At 71.3% G+C, this 13647-nt stretch carries 13 protein-coding genes; 6 read left to right on the plus strand and 7 right to left on the minus strand.

The features are described 5' to 3' along the window. Position 1: 1 nt before the first annotated feature. Genes KBX46_RS08470 through KBX46_RS08480 form a run of 3 tightly spaced genes read right to left on the minus strand, consistent with a single transcriptional unit; the run spans position 2 to position 2224 of the window. The gene (locus KBX46_RS08470; protein WP_210791992.1) at positions 2 to 661 is read right to left on the minus strand and encodes an SAF domain-containing protein; all 660 of its coding nucleotides are present in this window, start codon (positions 659 to 661) and stop codon (positions 2 to 4) included. 40 nt (positions 662 to 701) lie between these two features. After that, complete coding sequence (locus KBX46_RS08475) at positions 702 to 1664, minus strand: hypothetical protein (protein ID WP_374224946.1); 963 nt, start codon at positions 1662 to 1664, stop codon at positions 702 to 704. Then, entirely contained in the window at positions 1658 to 2224 is a 567-nt protein-coding gene (locus tag KBX46_RS08480; protein WP_088950986.1) for a hypothetical protein, read from the minus strand. The genes KBX46_RS08475 and KBX46_RS08480 overlap by 7 nt, the downstream gene beginning before the upstream one ends. A gap of 797 nt (positions 2225 to 3021) precedes the next feature. On the opposite strand from KBX46_RS08480, the gene KBX46_RS08485 reads away from it, so the two are divergent. After that, positions 3022 to 3699, plus strand: coding sequence for an A24 family peptidase (locus tag KBX46_RS08485; protein ID WP_210792044.1), 678 nt, complete (start codon positions 3022 to 3024; stop codon positions 3697 to 3699). A 5-nt stretch (positions 3700 to 3704) separates the two neighbouring features. Here the strand turns inward: KBX46_RS08485 and KBX46_RS08490 are convergent, their stop codons facing one another. Further along, positions 3705 to 4334 (minus strand): phosphatase PAP2 family protein, encoded by a 630-nt coding sequence (locus KBX46_RS08490; RefSeq protein ID WP_210791993.1) that lies wholly within the window; start codon positions 4332 to 4334, stop codon positions 3705 to 3707. 169 nt (positions 4335 to 4503) lie between these two features. Between KBX46_RS08490 and KBX46_RS08495 the strand changes: the two genes are divergently transcribed. Next, positions 4504 to 6903 (plus strand): glycoside hydrolase family 65 protein, encoded by a 2400-nt coding sequence (locus KBX46_RS08495; protein ID WP_210791994.1) that lies wholly within the window; start codon positions 4504 to 4506, stop codon positions 6901 to 6903. An 89-nt stretch (positions 6904 to 6992) separates the two neighbouring features. On the opposite strand, the gene KBX46_RS08500 is transcribed toward KBX46_RS08495, so the two are convergent. After that, positions 6993 to 7457: a hypothetical protein gene (locus KBX46_RS08500; protein WP_210791995.1), complete on the minus strand. Its 465-nt coding sequence runs from the start codon at positions 7455 to 7457 to the stop codon at positions 6993 to 6995. A gap of 245 nt (positions 7458 to 7702) precedes the next feature. On the opposite strand from KBX46_RS08500, the gene KBX46_RS08505 reads away from it, so the two are divergent. Together KBX46_RS08505 and KBX46_RS08510 are read left to right on the plus strand one after the other, a co-directional pair. After that, complete coding sequence (locus KBX46_RS08505; protein ID WP_210791996.1) at positions 7703 to 8866, plus strand: low temperature requirement protein A; 1164 nt, start codon at positions 7703 to 7705, stop codon at positions 8864 to 8866. 10 nt (positions 8867 to 8876) lie between these two features. Beyond that, positions 8877 to 9770, plus strand: coding sequence for a helix-turn-helix domain-containing GNAT family N-acetyltransferase (locus KBX46_RS08510; protein WP_210791997.1), 894 nt, complete (start codon positions 8877 to 8879; stop codon positions 9768 to 9770). 19 nt (positions 9771 to 9789) lie between these two features. On the opposite strand, the gene KBX46_RS08515 is transcribed toward KBX46_RS08510, so the two are convergent. Together KBX46_RS08515 and KBX46_RS08520 are read right to left on the minus strand one after the other, a co-directional pair. Beyond that, positions 9790 to 10971, minus strand: a complete 1182-nt coding sequence (locus KBX46_RS08515; protein ID WP_210791998.1) for a low temperature requirement protein A — start codon at positions 10969 to 10971, stop codon at positions 9790 to 9792. A gap of 73 nt (positions 10972 to 11044) precedes the next feature. Further along, positions 11045 to 11947 carry a LysR family transcriptional regulator gene (locus tag KBX46_RS08520; RefSeq protein WP_247667115.1) on the minus strand — a complete coding sequence of 301 codons (903 nt, stop codon included), beginning with the start codon at positions 11945 to 11947 and terminating at the stop codon, positions 11045 to 11047. A 115-nt stretch (positions 11948 to 12062) separates the two neighbouring features. Here KBX46_RS08520 and KBX46_RS08525 point away from each other — a divergent pair, with 115 nt between their 5' ends. Together KBX46_RS08525 and KBX46_RS08530 are read left to right on the plus strand one after the other, a co-directional pair. Beyond that, on the plus strand, positions 12063 to 12674 hold the full coding sequence (locus KBX46_RS08525) for a dihydrofolate reductase family protein (RefSeq protein ID WP_210791999.1): 612 nt from the start codon (positions 12063 to 12065) through the stop codon (positions 12672 to 12674). Further along, positions 12671 to 13618 (plus strand): GNAT family N-acetyltransferase, encoded by a 948-nt coding sequence (locus KBX46_RS08530; protein WP_210792000.1) that lies wholly within the window; start codon positions 12671 to 12673, stop codon positions 13616 to 13618. The genes KBX46_RS08525 and KBX46_RS08530 overlap by 4 nt, the downstream gene beginning before the upstream one ends. Positions 13619 to 13647 lie beyond the last annotated feature (29 nt).

A 13647-nucleotide genomic window follows, 5' to 3' on the forward strand; every position in this document is an offset into this window, starting at 1 on the left:
CTCAGGCCGCTTCGGTCAGCACGACGGCGAGCCGTTCCTGTGCGGCGAGCGCCACCACCGCCGGGACATCGCGGGTGGGCAGCGCCAGGTACAGGACCTTGTCGTCGTTCGCCGGGCTGACCATGTCGATCACGGTGGCCGTGAACCGGGTGCTCGCTGCGGCCGCGTCCCCGGTGGCGTTGCTGTCCGGCGTGCTGACCAGCAGGACCTTGTCACCGGGGTGCAGTTCGCGGGCCGGCACCTGGGCGGTCTTCAGACCGAGCGCGATCTGCTGTTGGCCGGGGCCGAGCAGCGGGTCGTCGGTGACCTGCCCCAGCGTGAGCAGGGTGCCCGGGACCAGCGCCACCGCGGCCCGTTTGCCGATCACCTCGTCGAGCCGGCCGGCCGGCACCGGGCGCAACCCCTGACCGCCGGCGACCTGCACGCTGACCAGGTCAGCGGCGCTGATCTCGCGGCCCACCTCCACCGGCCGGGCCACCGCGAGGTAGCTACCGGTGGCACGGACCGAGGTGACCGCGAACGCCGCGCCCAACCCACCCAGGGCGATCAGGAGTACGGCGAGACCCAGTAACCCCGGGCGGACCCGGCGCTGCCGGACCACAGTCGGTGGGGTGACCGGCGCGTCGACCGACCCGGTTCCGTTGCGCGTCGCGAGGCTCACTGCGTCATCTCCGTTCGCGGGGCTCGCACACTGGGCTCACTCACCGGGTCACCACCTGAAGCTCGTTGATCTGGATCTGCACGACGCCGCTGCGGCGGGTCACCAGGATTTCTCCGGTCTGGCCACCGCCGCGCCAGGTCACCTTCCAGTGCGTGGTGGCGCTGATCCGGTACTTGCCGGCCTTCTGGTAGCCGTTGTCGTAGCCGCAGGTCGGGGAAGTGCCGCCCGCACGCTCGCCGTCGCGCTTGTACTCGGTGCCCGCGCTGTAGCAGGTGACCGTCTCCTTGTTGCCCATGTCCCACACGGTCCGGTCGACCTTCGCCGTGATCTCGACGGTCACGTCCCGGTCGGTCGCCTTGGCGGTCAACGGGCCGAAGTAGTTCTCGCCCGGGTCCGCCCACATCCAGACCGGCAGACCGACCAGGCCGGGGCCGATGCCCTTGCGAGGTGCGACCTTCAGCGGTGCCGGCAGCAGCTTGATCGACGCAAGGGCGCGACGGGCGAGTTCCTCCGGGTTGGGTGGCGCGCCGTATCCGGGTGGCGGCTCGGCCCGTAGAACCATGTTCCGATTGCCCACGTCGGCGCCGCCGTTGCAGGTCTGCACGTACCACTGCTGACCCTCGGGTGCCTCGTTCTGCGGCGAGGCCAGCTTGTAGTAGCAGCCGTCGCCGCTGTTGAACCAGCCCTTGAACTCGTCGTAGCAGGGGATGGTCCGCCCGTCCCACCGGCAGACGCCGCCGCCACCGCCACCGCCGCCTTCGTCCCCACCGTCGTCACCGCCGCCGCCCGGGTCACCCGGGTTGCCGGGTTCGTCGTCCCACACGCTGCAGTCGGGCTGGTCCGGTGGGCAGCCGGCCCCCGGGTCGGCGCGCCCAGCGGCGGCGGCCGGTGGGGTCGCGCCGGCCACCAGCAGGAGCGCGAGGCCGATCCCGGCGAGCGCGCGCCAGGTGGCGCCAGCCCGACGCGTACGGGCCGGAGCGCCTCCTTCCTGCCACGTCAGCACGGCTGATCCCGGTGCGTCGCGCCATAGTTGATCAGCCAGCGGCCGTCGGGATACCGGGTGGCGGTGGCGGTGGAGAGGTGCTTGCCGCCCCCGCTGCCCGGGACCACGCGCTTGTCCTTCGCGTAGACCAGTCGGTAGCCGGTCGTGTCCAGGCAGTCCTGGATCTCCACGGTCGCCGGCTTCGCGTCGAGGCTGACCGCGGTCACGGTCGGGTCGGACTTCACCGTCCCGGTACGCATAGCGCCGTGCTCCTTAGCATCGCGAATGGACAATTGGACCCGACTGAGAAGTGGGTCGGCGAGATACCGGGCGAGTTCCGGCGCGCGTGGGTCACTGCGCCCACTCGCCGTTCGTGAGGCCGCGAGATAACCGGAGTACGCGTCGAGGGCCGCCTTTTCGGCAGCTCTCCGTTCTGCGTCGGGATCGGCCCGTTGTCCGTCTTCACGGGCTGCCGCCGGTCGTCCGACCGACTCCTGTCCGCTGGCGCAGGCGGTGACCGGCACCGCCGCTACGACCGCCAGCAGGCAGATTGCCGCTCGTCTGAGCTGCCGTCCGCGCACCGTCGAGCCTCCTCGTGGTCGCCCCGCGCGGTGTCGGTCCACCGCCGCCGGGCATGCGGAAGCGCGCCCGGATCAGCACATCCGGAGCCGTTCATTGCGCTTCTGCATTCACCGTTACGGATCTTCTACAAATGCAAGGTCCTGTGTCTTCCGGTTGTCGAGGTGAGGCTTGCGTCACACCCAAGGGGCGAGCATAGGCTGACGTTCGCCGATGCAACAGAGGTAATTCAAGTGAACACTCTCAGTGATGACAGGTGGTGGTGGCGGGTGTCCGCACTGCGCCCGAGGCAGTGGCCGAGCAAGGGTTCGTTGAAGATCGGGCGTCGTTGGGACGGGTGGCGTCCGGTACGTCCGGTCGCCGGTCCCGGGAGTAGGACATCGCGCCCTCATCCCGGCATCCCAGCGGAGTTGCCGACCCGTCCGGGGGTCACCTCGTCCGACGGGATGCCCACTCGGAGGCCGGTCGAGAGCGCCGTCCCACGGCCGCTCGGCAAGGTCGCTTTCTGCGCCATTCGCTACACCACAGCGATCGTTCCGTCACGATGCGTGTTCACCTTCGCGGGGGACCACCCGGGCGTCACGGACGCGGCATGGCGCTGACCGGCCCCCCGGCAGCCGTCCCGGGGCGCGAAAACCTACCCGATCGGAGCCCGGCCTCCCCACCGATCGGCGACACGACGAACCCCGCTGACCGGGAAGCGCCCCCTCCGGATCGTCGACCAGACGCGGAGCGCGTTCCTGCTGTGGCCCGCACCCGACTCGCGACAGTGCTCGCGATCCTCGCCATCGGTCCACTGATGCGGATGGCCGCGCTGCGCTACGCCGTACCCCCGGGCATGCCCAGCCGCACCGGCTGCGACGCGTGCGGCGCGCCGCTCGGCCTGACCCGGCCCTGGCCGGCGCTCGGCCCGGCGGCCCGGTGCGGTCGCTGCCGGGCGCGGGTCGGGCCGCCACCGGGCACCGTCGAGTTGGCGCTGCTCGCCGCTATGGTGCTGCTGGCCCTGGTCGGTCCGTCGGACGGGGCGCTCCCGGCGCTGGCCTGGTGGCTCGGCTGGACGATCCCGGCGGTCTTCGTCGACCTGGCCGTGCACCGGCTGCCGGACCGGCTCACCCTGCCGGCGGCTGCCGGGACCTGGCTCCTGCTCGGCGTCGCCGCGCTCGACGCCGAGCCGGGGCACTGGCTGAGAGCCGTCATCGGCGGCGCGGGACTGGCGCTGTTCTTCGCCAGCACCACGTTGCTGCTCGGCCGTCGCGGCTTCGGGCTGGGCGACGCCAAGCTGGCGCTCAGTGTGGGAGCACTGCTCGGCTGGTACGGCTGGCCGGTGCTGCTCCTCGGGTTGCTGCTCGCCTTCGGGCTGTCCGCCCTGGTGAGTCTGGCTCTGCTCGCCACGCGGCGTGCCCGCTGGAGCACGCACCTGCCGTTCGGCCCGTTCCTGCTCCTCGGCACGGTAGGTGCCCTCGCACTGGCACTCTGACCGGGTCAGGGGCGGGAGCGGCTCGCCAGTTTGGGGACCGGGCTGTCGGCGCGGTCGGCTCGGCGGCGCAGCACCTCGGCGGTGGGTCGGGCCAGCAGCGGGGTTGCCACCACGACGACCAGGGCCCCGAACAGCACGCCCGCGACCACGTCGTGCGGGTAGTGCACTCCCACGAAGACCCGGGAGAAGGCGCCGAGCGCGGCCAGCGGCAGCGCGATCAGACCGAGCCGGCGGGAGAGCAGCAGCGTGGTGACCGCCAGCGCGCCGGCGACGGTGGCGTGGTTGCTGGGAAACGACCAGTCACCAGGGGGTGGGCAGGCACCCGCGATGATCGCCCGCCCGATCGTCCGGCAGGGGCGGTCCTCGTCCACCACGGTCTTGAAGAATTCGCTGCCCACGTACGCCAGGAGGGCCGGCACCGGCGCGATCAGCGCGAGTGCCCGGTCGTGCGGGCCGCCGCCGCGGCGGCTCAGCGCGGCCATCAGCAGCAGCACGCCGAGCAGCAGGATCACCCCCTCGGTGGCGTGTCCGACGAACCATTGCACCGGTTCTGGGCTGCGGGCGGCGGCGTCGACGACGTCGTCGTACCACTCAGCGCTGATCTCCGGAACGTCCATGCTGCCGTTGTGGACCATGCATCACCTCACTCCACGTTCATACCTTGTTCACCTTGGGGACACCCTAGGAACCGGCAGAGGGCATGGCAGCCGTCGAAGGTCAGGTCGGCTTCATGACCTTCGTCCAGGATTCGTTCAGCCGGCTCTGCTTGGCTGGTCAAGGACGTCGGCATCCACAGGAGGCTTCGTGCACACCAGTTCGGCCACCGACCAACCGCCGCCCGCTACCGGGGCGGCGGACGACGTGACCTGGCAGATTCGGCGTACGGAGGCCGATCTGGACCGGCTCGGCGAGACCGAATCGATCTTCGCGTTGGGTAACGGGTGGGTCGGTTGGCGTGGTGTGCTCGACGAGGGCGCACCCTGCGGGATGCCGGGCAGTTACGTCAACGGTCTGCACGAGCGGCGGGAGCTGACCTACCCCGAGGACGGGTACGCGTTCCCGCAGGCCAGCGACACCGCCATCAGTGCGCCGAACGCCGCGCTGATCCGGCTCTGGGTCGGCGACGAGCCGCTGGACATCCGGACCGGGACGCTGCGCCGCCACGAACGGGTGCTCGACCTGCGCAACGGTGTGCTGCGCCGGGAAACCGAGTGGATCTCGCCGGCGGGGCGGGCGGTGCGCATCCGCAGCACCCGACTGGTGTCCCTGCCGCGCCGCCCGGTGGCCGCCGTCCGGTACGAGGTCGAACCACTGGGCGCCCCCGTCGAGCTCCGGGTCTGCTCGGACCTGCTGGCCAACGAGACGGTGCCGGAGCGTTCCGACGACCCTCGGGCAGCCTCGGTGCCCACCGACCCGCTGACCGCCGAGTCGTACAGCGCGACCGGCCTCGACGGGATGCTGGTGCACCGCACCGAGCGCAGCGGTCAGCGCGTCGCTGTCGCCGTCAGTCACCTGCTGGACGGGCCGGACACCGTCACCACCACCGGTGACTGCACCCCGGACCGGGTCAGGCTGACCGTGACGGGTCGCCTGCACCCGGGGGAGCGCCTGCGGCTGACGAAGTTCGCCGCGTACGAGTGGGCATCGGTCGACGGGACACCGGCCGACGAGTTGGCGGCCCTGGTCGTCGCCGAGGCGGACGCGGCCCGCGCGGACGGCTTCGACGCCCTGCTCACCGACCAGCGTGCCGCTCTGGACGCGGCCTGGCAGGTCGCCGACGTGCAGCTCGACGGCGACCAGGATCTCCAGCAGGCGGTCCGCTTCGGGATGTTCCACCTGATCCAGGCCGGCCGCCCGGACTCGGGGCGGACCATCTCGGCGAAGGGGTTGACCGGCAACGGCTACGACGGGCACGTCCTCTGGGACACCGAGAGCTACGTCCTGCCGGTGCTCACCTACCTGGCCCCGGCGGTGGCCCGCTCGGCGCTGACCTGGCGGCACGCCCACCTGCCGGAGGCTCGGGAGCGGGCCCGCGAGCTGCGGCTGGCCGGCGCAACCTTCCCGTGGCGCACCATCGGCGGCCGGGAATCATCCGGCTACTGGCCGGCGGGCACCGCGGCGCTGCACGTCAACGCCGACATCGCCGACGCGGTGCTGCGCTACCTGGCGGCAACCGACGACCAGCGGTTCCTCGCTGAGGCGGGGCTGGAGTTGCTGGTGGAGACCGCACGGCTCTGGCACGGCTTCGGGCACTGGTCGGACGAGGGTGACTTCCACCTGCATGGCGTGACCGGCCCGGACGAGTACGCAGCGCTGGTCAACGACAACGTCTTCACCAACCTGATGGCCAAGCGCAACCTGCTGGGAGCGGCGGACGCCGCCGAGCGTCACCCCGACGTGGCCGGTCGGCTCGGCGTGGACCACGACGAGGTGACCGGCTGGCGGGCCGCCGCCGACGCCATGTTCATCCCGTACGACCACGAGCGCGGGGTGCACCAGCAGGCCGCCGGCTTCACCCAGCAGCCCGAGTGGGACTTCGCGAACACGAGCGAGGACGACTACCCGCTGCTGCTGCACTTCCCGTACCTGGAGTTGTACCGCAAACAGGTGGTCAAGCAGGCCGATCTGGTGCTCGCCATGCAGCTCTGCCCCGGTGAGTTCACCGCCGCCGAGAAGGCCCGCAACCTGGCCTACTACGAGGCCCGCACGGTCCGCGACTCGTCGCTGTCGGCCGCCCCGCAGGCGGTGCTGGCAGCCGAGGTCGGGCACCTGGATCTGGCGTACGACCTGTTCGCCGAGTCGGTCCTCCAGGACCTGGCGGATCTGGGGGACAAGACCGCCGACGGGCTGCACCTGGCCTCGCTGGCCGGTGCGTGGCTGGCACTCGTGCAGGGTTTCGGCGGGCTGCGCGACGACCGGGCGGTGCTCTCCTTCGACCCCCGGCTGCCGCGTCGGATCGACCGGTTGGCCTTCAGCCTGCGTTGGCGCGGCCACCGGCTGCGGGTCACGCTGACCCGCAGCGAGGCCTGCTACGAACTGCCCGACGCGGCCGCCGACACCGAGGTCGAGCTGTGGCACCACGGTGAGTCGGTGCGGGTAACCGGCGCGGAGCCGGTCACCCGGCCGATGCCCCCGGTGACCGACCCGGGGCCGGAGCCATCCTCCCCGCCCGGCCGCCGTCCCACCCGTCGCTCGGCCGGCTGAGCCGCCTCGACCGACTCCCGCATCAGCTCGGGACCGCCGGCCCGGTGGCGGCGGCCTGGGTCGGCCAGCGGGAGGGGCCGGCGGCCCGGTCAGGTCGGCGGGAGACCGCCGGCCATCCGTTCGCGCACGGCTTCCAACTCCTCGAAGGCGTACGCCCAGTTGTGGCACTTGAAGCTGCGCAGGCCGTCGATCGCGGTGTGGCAGTCGGCGCAGCGCACGCCGGCGATGGCGTCCGGGATCCCGGTGTTGACGTACTTGCGCTCGCCGAGGATGACGGTGGCGATCATGGTCTTGTCGTGCAGGCCGGAGAGCGCCGACGACACGATGTCGTACCAGGTGACCCGCCGGCCGCACTTCGGGCAGTCCGGTTCGTCGCCGCTGACCCAGAGCGGGGCGCCGATGCTGCGCGCCGGCATGCCGAGCAGCTTCTCCAACCGCCGGACGTCCGACTCCGGGGTGGTCCAGCGGTGTCGGCCGGGCAGTGATGCGGGTGAGTCGTACACGGCGCGGAACAGGTCGTGATCGACCTGCACGGTCTCCCGCTGAGCGGTCATCGGCGTCCCTCCTCGTTGAGTCGGTGCCCCCACCGTGGTCAGCGACGACCATGGGCGCTGCCGGATCAACGACACGAGGGGTCAGCGGGTCGTCGCCAGGGGTGCTGAACATCGAGATCCGCCGGCGAGCCGGAGACCGTGGATTCCCACGGTCGGCGTCCGCCGCCGACCCGTTTCCGCCTCCGGTGGCCACCTCGGGTGGTACGACGGACGCGGGGCGTGCGTGCCACCGGGGAGGAGCGCCGATGGCGAGCAGGCCCGAACGGCTGCTGCGGGGCAGCGACTCACCGCTGAGCGCCTCGTTCCTGGAGCTCTTCTTCGACCTGGCGTTCGTGCTCGCCCTCAGTCAACTGGCGGGGCACCTGCTGCACGACCTCACCCTGGCCGGCGCACTGCGTACCGCGGTGTTGTTGGCCGGGGTGTGGTGGATCTGGGTGACCACCACGTGGTTCGCCGACTGGTACGACCCGGAGAGCCCGTTGGTCCGGTGGCTGCTGGTCGTCGCCGCGCTGGGCAGCCTGTTGGCCGGGGTGGCGATCCCGCAGGCGTTGGACGGGCGCGGCCTGCTCTTCGCCGGCGCGTACGTCGCGGTCCACATCGCCCGGGGCGCGGTGACCGCGTTCGCGCTGCGCGGTCACCCCCGCCAGAAGAGGGCGGTGCGGATCCTCTGCTGGTTCGGTGTCTCCGCCGTACCGTGGCTGGTCGGTGGGTTCCTGCCGGAGTGGCGGGTGCCGCTCTGGGTGCTCGCCCTCGCCCTCGACTTCACCGGCCCACGAATCGGCTGGCCCACCCCACGGCTAGGACGGACGAGCGGGCAGGAGTTGCGCCTCGCCGGCGAGCACTTCGCCGAGCGGTACCAGCAGATCATGATCATTGCGCTGGGCGAACTCGTCCTGGTCGCCGGGCTCTCGTACGCCGGCACCCACCTCGACCTCCCGCAGACCGCCGCCTTCCTGCTGGTCTTCGCCACCGCCGTGCTGACCGGTCTGCTCTACGTGACGCCCGCCGGCCAGCGGCTGGCGCCGGCCATCGATGACGCCGACCCGTCCCGGCTCGGCGTCATCACCGGATACCTGCACCTCGTGATGATCGCCGGGCTGGTGGTCACCGCCGTCGGGGCGGAGTTGAGCATCGCCCACCCCACCAGGGCAGCCGACACGACCGCGGCCGTCGTCATCCTGGGCGGTCCGATGCTGTTCCTCGTCGGGCGGATCCTCTTCTCGCTGTCGATCCACCGACGGCTCTCCTGGCCGCGGGTGGTGGCCCTGCTCGTGCTGGCCGTCGGCGCGGCCGTCCTGCGACTGCCGCTGCTGGCGGTCACCGCGGTCGCCACCGGGGTGGTGCTCACTGTGGTCGTCCTGGACCACGCCGGCATCCTCTCCTACCACCGCATCCGGAATCCTGACTAAAGTCAGGCTTATGGACTCCGCGCTCATCGCCGCCGTACGGCGGTTCAACCGGACGGTCACCCAACGGGTGGGTGCGCTCGACGACGAGTACATGGCCCAGGGGCGACCCCTCGGGCAGGCCCGCCTGCTCTGGGAGATCGGCCCCACCGGTGCCGAGGTCGCCGCGCTGCGCGCCCGGCTCGGCCTGGACTCCGGATACCTCAGCCGACTCCTGCGCACGCTGGAGAACGACGGCCTGATCACCGTGGGACCGGCCGACCAGGCCGGCGACGGCCGGGTCCGCACCGCCGCGCTCACCGACGCCGGCCGTACGGCATGGGCCGACCTCGACGAGCGGTCGGACGACCTCGCCGCCTCGATCCTCGAACCACTCAGCGAGCACCGGCGCGAACGACTCGTCGCCGCCATGGCCGAGGTCGAACGCCTCCTCGTCGGGTCGATGGTCGTCATCGAGCCGTGCCCGCCGAGCGACCCGCGGGCCCGCGCCTGCCTGCGCGCGTACGCCCGGGACATCGCCAGTCGACTCGACGACGGGTTCGACCCGGCGCTGAGCAACCCCGTCCACGACGAGGCACTCGTCCCGCCCGCCGGCGTGCTCCTGCTCGCCACCCTCAACACCGAACCGATCGGCTGCGGCGCGGTCAAACTCCACCCCGACGCGCCCGCCGAGATCAAACGCGTCTGGGTGGCCGACACCGTACGCGGGCTCGGCGTCGGGCGGCGGCTGCTGGGCGAGCTGGAACGCTACGCCGCCGACCGTGGCGCGACGGCCGTCCGGCTGGACACCAACCGCAACCTCACCGAGGCGATCGCCCTGTACCGGGCGGCGGGTTACCGGGAGATCGGGGCGTACAACACCGAGCGCTACGCCCACCACTGGTTCGAAAAGCAGCTGCGACGGTGACGGCGTGGGTCCTGGCCGGCTATCCAGGTGGCGTTGGCACCTCAGATGGACGTCCTCTCGCGCGGGCGGCGTCCGAGATGGCGACCCCGGCCAGGACCGCGGCGGCGGCGAGGGCGGCCACGATCGGCGGTACGAGGAACATCAACGGCGTCAGGGCGGCCAGGGCGAGCAGCCCGATCGGCCGATCCTGGGACACCCGGCTGAAGACCACGTACTCGAAGCGGGAGCGCCCGGCCAGGAACAGCGCCGGTCCGCCGAGGATGATCGCGATCCAGGCCGGTTCAGGATGCCCGGACGGATGGGCGATGACGAGTTCGGCGCCGACCGCCGCGACGACGACACCGGCCACCATGACCAGGTGGGCGTAGAACGCCGACAGTCCGAGGCGGGCCGGATCGCGGGAGCCGGCGATGGCGGACGCCGACAGTTCCCCGGCACGGTAGATGTAGATGCGCCAGAGCAGCACCGTGGCGGCGATCGACACCAGGAACGCCGTGGTCCGGTCGGGCGCGAAGCCGCTGCCGCCGAGGGTCGACGCGGAGACCAGGATCATCTCGCCCAGCGCGATGATGAAGAACTGCCGGTGGCGCTCGGCCAGGTGTTCGGCCGCGCTCGGCAACTCCGAGGGCGGCGAGCGGCCCAGGCCGGGTGTCAGGTAGCGGAGTTTTCCGGCCAGATAGTCGATGGCCACCGCCAGCACCCACAGTGCCTCCCGGGCGGTGCCGTGCACCAGTGCCCCCGCGATCCACGGCACGGCGGACACGCAGAACCAGATGACCACCCGTAGGGCGCCGCGCTGCAGCTCGTGGCCCCGCAGGGCGATGAGAAGGCCGACGCTGCGACCGACCTGGACGGCGACGTACGCTCCCGCGAAGACCAGGCCCTGCGCTCCGAAGGCCTCCGGTAGCGCGACGGCCATCAGCAGACTGCCGACCAGGGTCGCGATGACCAGCAGTTGTATCGTCGGCCGCTGCGGGTCGAACCGGTCCGGGACCGTCGCCGTGCTGCACCAGACCCACCACACCGCCAACAGCAGCACCAGCGTGTGGAAGGCCCCACGCCAGGTGAGGTTCTGGCTGAGCACCTGCCCGAGCTGGATGAGCACGTAGACGAACGCCAGATCGAAGAAGAGCTCCAGGAAGGTGGCCCGTTGCGGGTCCCCGGGCTTCCGCAGCAGCTTGCCCGCCCTGCTCGTCGTCATCGGCTCGGCCCGTTCTGTGTTTTATGCGCGCTCTGCGGCATTCGTACCACGCGGCAGGGGTGAGCCAGCCGGGCTACTCGATGGAGGTGAGGTGGCGTGCGGCGCTGGCGAACGACCGGATGAGTTCGGTCTCGCTGCCGGTACGCCAGATCAGCCCCCACCGGCCCGGCGGGGCGTCATGGATGGGCACGTAGGCGAGGTCCGGCCGCGCGTAGTAGCGGGCGGCCTGGGCGTGGACCGGTGAGACGGCTTCGCCCGTGACGAGGATCGGGATCATCTCCTGGAAGTTGGAGACCGACGGGCCGATCCTGATCAACCGGCCGCTGGGTGTGCGTACGGGCACCAGGATCTCCCGCCAGTAGTCCGGCCGGGCCCCGCCCATGACCGTCTCGTCCGCCAGGTCCTCGTAGGAGACCGACTCACGGCCGGCCAGGCGGTGGGTCGCCCCGACGGCCAGCACGATGGGTTCGGTGTAGATGACCGGGCCGACGGTGAGGTCCGGCTCCTTGACGGGCAGCCACACGATCTGCACGTCGATGTCGCCGGCGCGCAGCTGACCGAAGGGGTCGCCGAAGTCGACATGCCGGAGTTGCACCTCGCACTCCGGGTGATCCTTTGCGAACCCGTCGAACAACTCGCGGAAATCGTGGAGGTTGACGGCGATCGACCCGACCCGCAGCACCCCGGTCCTGCCGCGGGCGGCGAGCCTGGCCCGGTCCATGCCCTCGTGCAGCCCTCGGTACATGGGCTGAATGTCGTCGAAGAGCCGTTGACCGATCGGTGTGAGTGCCACCTGCCGGTTGTTCCGCTCGAACAGCGCCGCGCCGATCCGACGTTCCTGCTTCCTGATCGCCTGGCTGACCCGGGCCTGGGTCACGTGCAGCCGCTCGGCGGTGCGGGTGAAGTGCAGTTCCTCCGCGAGGGTCAGAAATATTTCGATGTCGCGGAGTTCCATCACTGTCCCCGATCCACGCATTAGCGAAGGGTTATGGCACGTTGCCAGATGTGATCTTGTAGCCCGGGTCCTCGCCGGGCAGGCTGATGGGCGTCGTCGCTGAACAGCAGCCGGCAGCCTGAACGAGGAGATCGTCGTGCGCAAGCTCGTGTATTACATCGCCGCCACCCTGGACGGTTTCATCGCCGGTCCCGACGGCGCCGACCCCACCGGCCCCGACGGCTTCTGGCCCATCCCGGACGACTACCTGCGCCACCTCGTCGGCGAATACCCGGAGACCCTGCCCGGTCCGGCCCGGCAGGCGTTCGGCATCACCGACCAGGGCAGCCGGTTCGACACCGTGCTGGAAGGGCGCCACTCCTACGAGGTGGGCCTGAAGGCCGGCGTGACCGACGCGTACCCGCATCTGCGCCACCTGGTGTTCTCCCGCACGCTGGGCGCCAGCCCGGACCCGGCCGTCGAGGTCATCGCCGAGGACCCCATTGCCACCGTACGAGAGCTGAAGCGCCACGACGGCAGGGACGTCTGGGTGATCGGCGGCGGCGCCCTGGCCGGTGCCCTCTACCCCGAGATCGACCAGCTGATCATCAAGCTTGCCCCGTTGACCATCGGCGCCGGCATCCCGCTGTTCGGCCGCGACGCCGTCTTCGCGCCAACCACCTGGCGCCTGACCGACCACACCGTTCTGGACAGTGGCGCTCTCTTCCTCACCTACACGCGCGCACAGACCGGGAACGAGTCCGCATGAGCACATCCCCCGGCGGTGTCACGATCCGTCCCATCACCGGGCCGGACGAGATCGCCCTGTTCAACCGCCTGCCGTACACCATCAACCACGAGTTCGACGACGACCTCGCCGACAAGCGCCGCCGACCGGAGTGGATGTGGGTGGCCCTGCGCGGCGACCGCCTGCTGGCCAGGGTCGCCTGGTGGGGTCGCGGCGACGACACCGCTCCGCTGCTGCTGGACATCCTCGACGTCGACGACGGTGCCGAAGACCTCACCGAGGTGGCGCAGGCGTTGTACGAGACCGCCGCGAAGCAGGTCCTGGCACCCGGCGCTGTCCCTCCCGAATACGGCCGCTTCATCCCCGCCGACTGGCGGGAGGACCCGGACACGTACCGGGCGGTGCGTGCCAGGATGGGCGTCCTCGAGAGCGCCGGCGCACGCCTGACTGTCGAACGGCTACGCCTGGAGTGGCGCCCCGCGGCCGGCCTGCCCACGCCCGACCAGCGACTGGCCTTCCGCCCGGCCCTGGACACCGACGAGCTGGTCGCGCTGATGACCCGCGCCCTGGACGGGACCCTGGACGCACACAGCCGTACCGACCTGGCGCAGATGTCGCCCCACGAGGCCGCGCTCAAGCACTACGAGCAGGAACTCGCCACGTACTCCAGCCCTCGTGAGTGGTGGCGCATCGGCACGTTGGGCGAGAACGGCGACCCGGTCGGGTTCGTCATTCCGGCGCGCAACGCCTACCACCCGGTGATCGCCTATCTCGGCGTCGTCCCCGAACACCGGGGCCGCGGGTACGTCGACGGCCTCCTCGCCGAAGGCACCCGAACCCTGGCCGCCGAGGACGTCCCACGCATCCGCGCCGCCACCGACCTGGGCAACGTACCCATGGCAAAGGCCTTCGCCCGCGCCGGTTACGTCAACTTCGAGCGGGCCATCAACATGGCCTGGCACTGACCAGCGACCGCCGCGGTGAAGCCCATACG

Origin of the sequence: Micromonospora sp. C81 (genome assembly GCF_018070425.1) — a bacterium.
Classification (GTDB): domain Bacteria; phylum Actinomycetota; class Actinomycetes; order Mycobacteriales; family Micromonosporaceae; genus Micromonospora; species Micromonospora zamorensis.

What these genes read in the sequence shown, in the direction of transcription:
- KBX46_RS08510 (WP_210791997.1), top strand. Translation starts at nt 8,877, where the DNA reads ATGGACTCCGCGCTCATCGCCGCCGTACGGCGGTTCAACCGGACGGTC.
- KBX46_RS08490 (WP_210791993.1), bottom strand. Translation starts at nt 4,334, where the DNA reads ATGGTCCACAACGGCAGCATGGACGTTCCGGAGATCAGCGCTGAGTGG.
- KBX46_RS08515 (WP_210791998.1), bottom strand. Translation starts at nt 10,971, where the DNA reads ATGACGACGAGCAGGGCGGGCAAGCTGCTGCGGAAGCCCGGGGACCCG.
- KBX46_RS08485 (WP_210792044.1), top strand. Translation starts at nt 3,022, where the DNA reads ATGCGGATGGCCGCGCTGCGCTACGCCGTACCCCCGGGCATGCCCAGC.
- KBX46_RS08530 (WP_210792000.1), top strand. Translation starts at nt 12,671, where the DNA reads ATGAGCACATCCCCCGGCGGTGTCACGATCCGTCCCATCACCGGGCCG.
- KBX46_RS08500 (WP_210791995.1), bottom strand. Translation starts at nt 7,457, where the DNA reads ATGACCGCTCAGCGGGAGACCGTGCAGGTCGATCACGACCTGTTCCGC.
- KBX46_RS08520 (WP_247667115.1), bottom strand. Translation starts at nt 11,947, where the DNA reads ATGCGTGGATCGGGGACAGTGATGGAACTCCGCGACATCGAAATATTT.
- KBX46_RS08505 (WP_210791996.1), top strand. Translation starts at nt 7,703, where the DNA reads ATGGCGAGCAGGCCCGAACGGCTGCTGCGGGGCAGCGACTCACCGCTG.